This window comes from Arthrobacter sp. SPT-J7, from assembly GCF_059089965.1.
On the sequence record NZ_JBNHFF010000302.1, the window covers coordinates 1 to 3209 of the forward strand.

2 protein-coding genes are annotated in these 3209 nt (G+C 63.5%); both read left to right on the forward strand.

Features of this window, described 5'->3' with window-relative positions; all coding sequences use genetic code 11:
• Positions 1-128: 128 nt before the first annotated feature.
• The gene (locus AC5RWX_RS31700; RefSeq protein ID WP_494100155.1) at positions 129-1067 is read left to right on the forward strand and encodes a YncE family protein; all 939 of its coding nucleotides are present in this window, start codon (positions 129-131) and stop codon (positions 1065-1067) included.
• Positions 1068-1443: 376 nt separating this feature from the next.
• Positions 1444-3209: rhamnogalacturonan lyase (locus AC5RWX_RS31705; RefSeq protein ID WP_494100156.1), on the forward strand; the 1766-nt coding region annotated here is incomplete at its 3' end.

Sequence of the window (3209 nt, forward strand, 5' to 3'; positions counted from 1 at the left end):
TGCAACCGTGACTATGAAGGGGGCAGCAGGGTCTGGCTGGCCTTCCTGCCGGTGCTTAAAATGGCATCACCATCGTGCGGAGCTGCCGCAGACTGGCCCCGCGCATCAATCCAATCCAAGGAAGCATCATGCGCCGAACAGCACAGCGCCGCACCGCCGTCGGATTCATCGCTCTTTTGGCCCTGCTGTTACCCACGGCGCTGCCGGCTACGGCCTCGCCGCCCTCCAGGGGAGACGTTATTGTGCTCGACGGCGCCGGATCTGCCGAGGGCATCGCGGCAGGGAAGGGCAAGACCTTCTACGCCGGGGAGCTGATGACCGGGGACATCTTCCGGGGTGACATCCGAAACGGAAAGGCTCAACGTTTCATTGACGTGCCCGATGGCAGGATGGCCGTCGGCATGAAGGCCGATGTCCGCAAAGACCTGCTGTTTGTGGCCGGAGGAGCCAACGGGAAGGCATACATCTACAACACCGCGACCAAGGCGACAATCGCCGATCTCACGTTGACCACCAAGGCAGGCTCCTTCATCAATGACGTCACGGTCACCGATGACGGCGCCTGGTTTACAAACTCGAAGTACGGCGAGCTGTATCTGGTCCAGGTCAACCGCTGGGGTGAGGTGCGCAAGGATGTGAAGACGCTGACCGTTAAAGGCGAGGCAGGGGTTAACCCGGCGCCGATGGATTTCGGGTTCAACGGCATTGCGGCCGCGAAGGATGACCGGGTGCTGATTGTGGCCCACACCAAGAACCGGGCCCTCTATACGGTGAACCCGTGGAGTGGCGAGAGCAGCAGAATCAAGGGACTGGACCTGCAGTTCGTCGACGGCATTCTCCTGCAAGGCCACACGCTGTGGGCGGTCCAGAACCAGCTCAACAAGATCGCCCGCGTTAAGCTCGCAGGTGACCTCTCGTCCGGCACCGTCCGGGACGAAATCACGAGTAAGCACTTTGACATCCCGACGACGGTTGCCAAGTTTGGCGATACCCTCGCCGCCGTGAATGCGCAATTCATGCGCCCTGCCAGCCCGCATGAAGTGGTGCTGGTTCCTGCCCGGGACTAGCTGAACTAGAGACTGGCTGGCAGCTTAAAGGGCCCTAGGTGCTCCCAGGCGTCTTGGCAGGGTTGTCCTGCCCTCCGATTCCGGAGGTGCTCCGCAGCAGCCCGGAGGCGGCGCCCCGACCATGCCCAGCGCTCAGGCACGTCTGCGCTCAGCTGCCCATAACGAAACGCAATGGAACAAATTCTCCCACTATGCACCGCCTAAAGCCTTGACCGGCCCCCTTGGCCACTGATAGACCAGTAGGGCAGAAAGCGTTTTCCACGCCCCGTCAGCCAATCCCACAATTTACCCAAGGGGCCTTGGCAGGCGGACTGTGAAACGTTCCAAACTGTCGCGCGGCAGACTCAGCTGCCGCCGCATCAAAGGAGATGTCCTCTTGCTCTATCCCTCGAAATGTTCCCGTCTGTCCCGGGCCGGCAGCGCCTGGAAAGCTGCTCCGCTTGCGGCGGCGGCCTCACTCACGGCCGCCGCATTGGCGTTCACGGGTGTGCCCCTGGCCCAGGCCAACCCCAGCACTGCCCCCGGGCAGTCCGGAAAGGCAGGGTTCCAGCGCCAAGTGGAGAACCTGGACCGGGCACCCGTGGCTGTGCTGACTGACCAGGGCGCCACCCTGGGCTGGCGCATGCTGGGCCTGGACAAGGACAGCGTCGGCTTCCACGTGATCCGCGACGGCGTCCAGCTCACCGAAGAGCCCATCCGGAACACCACCACCTACATTGATCCGGCCGGAACGGCGTCCTCCAAGTACGTCATCAAGACCGTGGGCAACGGAAACGGGCAGGACAAGCTCAGCGCGGAGTTCACCCCGCTGGCCCAGAACTACCTCGCCATCAAGCTGGACAAGCCGGCTGACGGCGTCAGCAAGGACGGAAAGCCGTACACCTACTCGGCCAACGATGCCAGTGTTGCGGACCTGGACGGCGACGGCAGGTACGAGATGATTCAGCTCTGGAACCCCTCCAACGCGCAGGACAACTCGAAGTCCGGCTACACAGGCAACGTTTATGTCGACGCCTACAAGATGGACGGGACCAGGTTATGGCGCATCGACTTGGGCCACAACATCCGTGCCGGTGCACACTACACGCAGGTGCTTGCCTACGATTTCGACGGCGACGGCAAGGCGGAAGTGTCCATGAAGACGGCGGACGGCACCAAGGACGGGGCCGGAACCGTGATCGGCGACCCCGCCGCGGACTACCGCAACAGCGGCGGCTACGTGCTGTCCGGGCCGGAATTCCTTACCGTATTCAACGGCGCCACCGGCACCATCATGGACACGGTGCCTTACGACCCTCCGCGCGGCAACGTCAGCTCCTGGGGTGACGGCTACGGCAACCGCGTGGACCGTTTCCTGGCCGGCGTCGCGTACCTGGACGGCGAGCGGCCGTCCATGATGTTCAGCCGCGGCTACTACACCCGCGCCGTCCTGGTCACCTATGACCTGGTGGACGGCAAGCTGGTGAAGCGCTGGACTTTCGACTCGGACGTTTCCGGGGCCGAGTACAAGGGCCAAGGCAACCACAACCTCTCCGTGGCCGACGTGGACCAGGACGGCAAGGACGAGTTCCTCTTCGGTTCCATGACCATCGACGACGACGGCAAGCCGCTCTACAACACCAAGCTTGGCCACGGCGACGCCATCCACACCAGTGATTGGGATCCATCCCGCCCGGGCCTGGAGACCTTCGCTGTCCACGAAAGCATGAGCCAGAGCGGCAACCGCGGGGCCACTTTCCGCGACTCCGCCACCGGTGAAGTTCTCTGGAGCATTCCCGCCTCCCGGGACACGGGCCGTGGCGCCATCGGGGACATCGATCCCCGCCACGCCGGAGCTGAGGGCTGGGCAGTTGGTGGCGACGCTGCCTGGAACTCCGCAGTCGGCCAGCTGCGTTCGGCCAAGGGCGAGCTGATCGCCAACAAGATCCCGGCTGCCAATTTTATGGCCTGGTGGGACGGCGACCTGCTCCGCGAAATCGTTGACCATGACTTCGACGCGGTTGCCGGCGTCGGTGTCCCCACCGTTTCAAAGTGGAACTGGGAAACCGAGACCAGCGACCGCCTGCTGACGGCTACCGGCGCCAGAACCAACAACCACACCAAGGGCAACCCGTCACTGCAGGCGGACCTCCTGGGTGACTG

Coding starts and splice junctions, on each gene's coding strand:
- AC5RWX_RS31700 (WP_494100155.1), top strand. CDS start 129: ATGCGCCGAACAGCACAGCGCCGCACCGCCGTCGGATTCATCGCTCTT.